At 42.7% G+C, this 5,051-nt stretch carries 3 protein-coding genes; 1 reads left to right on the top strand and 2 read right to left on the bottom strand.

Annotation, left to right across the window (positions count from 1 at the left end; genetic code table 11):
* Positions 1–137: 137 nt before the first annotated feature.
* Positions 138–2,483, bottom strand: coding sequence for a 5-methyltetrahydropteroyltriglutamate--homocysteine S-methyltransferase (metE, locus tag ASV53_RS22555; protein WP_094958772.1), 2,346 nt, complete (start codon positions 2,481–2,483; stop codon positions 138–140).
* Positions 2,484–2,716: 233 nt separating this feature from the next.
* Between metE and metR the strand changes: the two genes are divergently transcribed.
* A complete protein-coding gene (gene metR, locus ASV53_RS22550) occupies positions 2,717–3,628 on the top strand; it encodes an HTH-type transcriptional regulator MetR (protein ID WP_094958771.1) in 912 nt (303 codons plus the stop codon).
* A gap of 156 nt (positions 3,629–3,784) precedes the next feature.
* Here metR and ASV53_RS22545 read toward each other — a convergent pair whose 3' ends face one another.
* Positions 3,785–4,873: a GGDEF domain-containing protein gene (locus ASV53_RS22545; RefSeq protein WP_094958770.1), complete on the bottom strand. Its 1,089-nt coding sequence runs from the start codon at positions 4,871–4,873 to the stop codon at positions 3,785–3,787.
* Between the last annotated feature and the right edge of the window lie 178 nt (positions 4,874–5,051).

Here is a 5,051-nt window from a genome sequence, read left to right as displayed (position 1 = left end):
TGATTCACTATCAAAGGCTACATTCACAGAGAGAATCGCTGGATGCTGGGCTCTCAACTAAGTTGCTGAACAGAGCCCTTATAGTGCGTCCTTTTGGATTATTTCATCAGTATTTAAACTGTATCTCAGCTAATAAATTAAACCGCTTTTGCTTGCCATTGTTCGCGTAGCGTCTTGGCCGCTGTCACTAAGTTCCTCAGTGCCGCTTCTGTTTCCTCCCAATTACGTGTTTTTAAACCACAGTCTGGGTTAATCCATAAACGTTCTGCTGGGATCAAGGCTTCCGCTTTTTCCACTAAGTGAATAATTTGTTCAACCGACGGGATATTTGGCGAGTGAATGTCATACACACCCGGACCAATCTCATTTGGATAAGCAAACTCTTCGAATGCTTTCAGCAGCTCCATGTCTGAACGCGATGTTTCAATGGTGATCACATCAGCATCCAGTACCGCAACTGATTTAATAATGTGATTAAACTCGCTGTAACACATGTGGGTGTGAATTTGCGTTTGTGGCTCGGCACTTGCCGCTGAAATCTTAAAGGCATTCACTGCCCAATCAAGGTACGTTTGCCATTGGCTTGCTTTAAGCGGTAAACCTTCACGAATAGCAGGTTCATCAATTTGAATGATATTAATACCAGCCTGTTGTAAGTCAGCGACTTCATCACGCAGTGCGAGAGCAATCTGGTTAGCGATTTGTTCACGAGTAAGATCTTCACGCGGGAATGTCCAACCCAAGATAGTCACAGGGCCTGTTAGCATGCCTTTTACTGGCTTGTCGGTTAACGATTGTGCATACGTCGCCCATTCAACGGTCATTGGTTGCGCACGATAGATATCAGACACAATCACCGCTGGTTTAACACAGCGTGAACCGTAGCTTTGTACCCAACCAAATCGTGTTACAGCAAAACCTTCTAGCAATTCTGCAAAGTATTCTACCATGTCGTTACGCTCAGCTTCACCGTGCACAAACACATCAAGGTCGAGTGCTTCTTGGCGAGCAATTGCATCAGCAATATGCCCTTTCAGTGCGGTATTATAATCCGCCTCTGTCAGTCGCCCGGCTTTAAAATCACGGCGTTGCGTACGGATTTCATTAGTTTGTGGGAACGAACCAATAGTAGTAGTTGGTAACAGAGGTAAACCCAATGCATTACGCTGTTGGCGAGCACGTTCACTATACGGCGCTTTACGCTCTGCCAACGCAGCGGTTATAGCATTGGTACGCTGGCGAACATCAGCATTGTTTACACGCTCGCTGGTTGCACGTGCTTTAATCGGCGCACTGTATTTATCACATTCGGCTTTTGCAATGGCATCACCATCGAGAGCGTGTGCCAGCAAGGTAACTTCGCGGCATTTTTGTTTCGCGAACGACAACCACTGACGCACTTCTGGTTCAACATCGGTTTCTAAATCCAAATCAATTGGGCTATGCAGTAATGAACACGAACTTGCGACCCATAGACGCTCACCTAATACGGCTTTTACAGGTGCTAAGCGTTCAAGTTGTGCTGATAAATCTGCGCGCCATACATTACGCCCATTAATAACACCAGCTGAGAGCACCCAAGATTGTGGAAGTTTCGCCACCACTTCGTCTAGCTGCTCTGGTGATGCTGATAAATCAACATGCAGGCCATCAATACTAAGCTCAACAATCTTGTCTAGATGGTGGGTAATATTGTCGAAATACGTGGTTAGTAATAACTTGGTGTCCCCTTTTAATACTTGGTACGCCAATTTGAATGAATCTGCCCAGGCCTTTGGTAATTCTAATGCCAGTACTGGCTCATCAATTTGTACCCATTCGACACCCAAGGCCGCTAGCTTATTTAGGATTTGTTGGTACGCGTTTAGCAAACGCGGCAATAACGATAAACGGTCAAAGCCTTCTTCTTTTTCTTTACCTAGCCATAAGTAAGAAACCGGGCCTAGCAAAACAGGTTTTACATCGTGACCGGCTTTTTTCGCTTCAGCCACTTCTTCAAAAAGCTGTTGCCAGCTGACGTTGAATTCATCATCTTTAGTAAACTCAGGCACAATGTAGTGATAATTCGTATTGAACCACTTTGTCATGTCTGATGCAGCACATGCACAGCCTGTTGGCGCTTTACCACGACCCACACGGAACAAAGTATCTAAATCGGGGAAGCCATTATTGTGGCGCTGTGGGATGTGGCCTAATAGCATACTGGTGCCTAACACATGGTCGTACCAAGCAAAGTCACCCACGGTTACATAATCTAAACCTGCCCCTACTTGGTCACTCCAATGACGGTAGCGCAGTAAGCTACCAACTTCTTTTAATTCTTTCTGATCAATCTCGCCACGCCAGTATTTTTCTAGTGCAAATTTCAATTCACGCTGAGAACCAATACGAGGGTAACCAAGAATATGCGTGACTGTTTTTGCTGCATTGTTTGTTGTCGTGAGCGATGAGGTTGCTGTTGTTACTGTTGAGTTCGTAGTCATTGTTCTAATTCCTTCAGAAGTCTGGATGTCTAAACAATGCCGTATGTACCCTATTTGAACAATCTCGAATAACTCACATTCACGTTGAAGGAAATTCATAATCAATCATAGGAATAGTGCAAATCATTCATATTGACCATGGGCATACTTAGCCATCTAGATGTTTACACTGCTTGTTAATACAGTTACATTGAATTTAATTAATTTATTCAAACGGATATTGAAGAAAACTAATGATCGAGATAAAGCATCTTCGTACCTTATCTGTACTACGTGATACAGGGTCGTTAACAGCAACGGCCAATACGCTGTGCTTGACGCAATCTGCGCTATCACATCAGTTTAAAGATCTAGAACAACGTTTAGGCGGGCAGCTTTTTTTGCGTAAAACGCGCCCTGTTCGCTTTACGCCTGAGGGGGATATCCTACTTAAACTGGCTGATGAGATATTTCCTCGTATCACCAAAGCAGAGCACGCTCTCGCAAATTTAAAAGAAGATGCCAACGGGCGATTACACATGGCGATTGATTGCCACTCTTGTTTTCAGTGGTTAATGCCAGCATTAAAGGAATACCAGATCCACTGGCCGTCGGTCTCTCTTGATTTCTCATCAGGTTTTGGCTTTGAGCCTCTTCCTGCACTCACGGCGGGTGAATTGGATTTAGTCATTACATCTGATATTCAACCACGCAATGAAGTGCATTACGAACCCCTGTTCGATTTTGAAATGCGATTGGTGGTTTCTCCACAATCCCCATTGGCAGATAAAGACTTTATTGAACCTAACGATATTCTTGATCAAACTATGCTGACCTACCCTGTTCAGAAAAACAGATTAGATGTGGTGAAGCACTTTTTACAGCCTGCGGGTGTTGAGCCAAACAAGTGGAAGCAAGCCGATAACACACTGATGCTAGTACAAATGGTGTCGGCCGACTTAGGCGTTGCAGCTTTACCTAACTGGGCAATTCATGACTTTGCAAGGCAGGGGCTAATTGTAAGTAAACCACTAGGAAAGGGGTTATGGCGACGTTTATATGCGGCAATTCGCGCATCAGAAAATCAGCGCCATTACTTACAGGCATTTTTTGCAACAGCACGCCAACAGTGCCAGACGCATTTAGAAGGGATTAGAGCGGCTTAATTGTATATCTCAGGAGGGAACTAAAGCCCCCTCCAATTATAAATACTACATACCTAAAAGTATAAACTTTAGGAGTGAATACAGTGTCAATACAATTACTGTAGCCTTTGATAAGTAGCATGTTCATGCGGCGCGCAGTGAGATTAAAACGATAATTTACTCAGTATCATATACATTGATCTCGGCAGTCACGCGTTTAATGCGGTTCAACATTTTTTTCGTACTCATATTCTGCTCCCACTTAACGATCGCTGATTTCATTAATAGCGCTTCATGCAAGTCTCTTTCTATCCATAAATCACAACTGTGGTGAATATTAGACTCTATCCTTTCGGCCACAACAGTGGCACCATTTTCATCAGTCTCTGGCAATATCAACGCAAACTCATCAACACTCATTCGCGCGATAAAATCTCTCGGCCTATAAGCTCCGTGTTCTAAAGCTTTCGATACAATTCTCAGCAAATCATCACTTGCCTCATGACCACAAGTAAAAGTATACAAACGAATGGGTTGTATATTAATGACCAGCACTGAAAGCGGAAGTTTACTGCGCCGAGCTGACATCACTTCACGGTCTAACTCAATATTGAAATGCCTATTATTGTGAAGCTGCGTAACTGGGTCGATCAAACCAACCGCTTTTAATTGATGCTTTAAATTTCGACTATCAAGGTGGAGAAAAACAACATCACGAAAGCAGTGATTAAGATACTCACTGATGCCTAAAGCCAACAACAGCTTTGATGCGTAAGCGAAAATCAAAGTAGGCGTTAAGCTAGGACTTGCAATTAAAAAGGAGCACACAATAGGAGTCGCTGCGAGTAATAATGCCGGCCGATAACCAAAAAACGCAACAACAGAAACTAATATATATATTTCACCGAACAAAAAGACGGTTTGTAAGTGTGAAGGATGATCGAGAACAAGTGATAATACAGCCCAAAAAATACTGAATAGGCCTGCAAATAATAGGGATAACGGCTTCCATTTTTCATCATTATAAATTTTTCCAGCTAGCCACCAAAACACAATACTCGATGACAGTGTCGTAACACCTAACATAAAAAAATAAAGCTTTGTTATGTATAGGCTGTGTTCGGAAGTCATCAAATCGACTGCCATCAAAAAAATCAAGAACACAGATGCGCCAACTAATAAACGAACCCCTTTCTCAAGTTGTTGCTGCTGCTGTTCCTCAAAATAGAGTTTCCCCTTCCCTGTAAAAGCTATATCTTGCATCATATGAAGTTCAATTATGGATAACTATGATGATTTCAAGCGACCAAAATTGACAATATCTTAATCCTCTCGAGGTTATCTCATCATAGATTTAATAGACTTAGGTAATAAGATGGAATTATCTAATGTTTACGCACATTTATACTCGTAATAAGTCGTCATGAACCACAGGGTATTTTAT

The organism is Photobacterium sanguinicancri, assembly GCF_002265265.1.
In the GTDB taxonomy this organism is placed as follows: Bacteria; Pseudomonadota; Gammaproteobacteria; order Enterobacterales; family Vibrionaceae; genus Photobacterium; species Photobacterium sanguinicancri.
The sequence above is the reverse complement of the archived record's forward strand: the minus strand, read 5'-3'. Positions and strand labels throughout refer to the sequence as shown.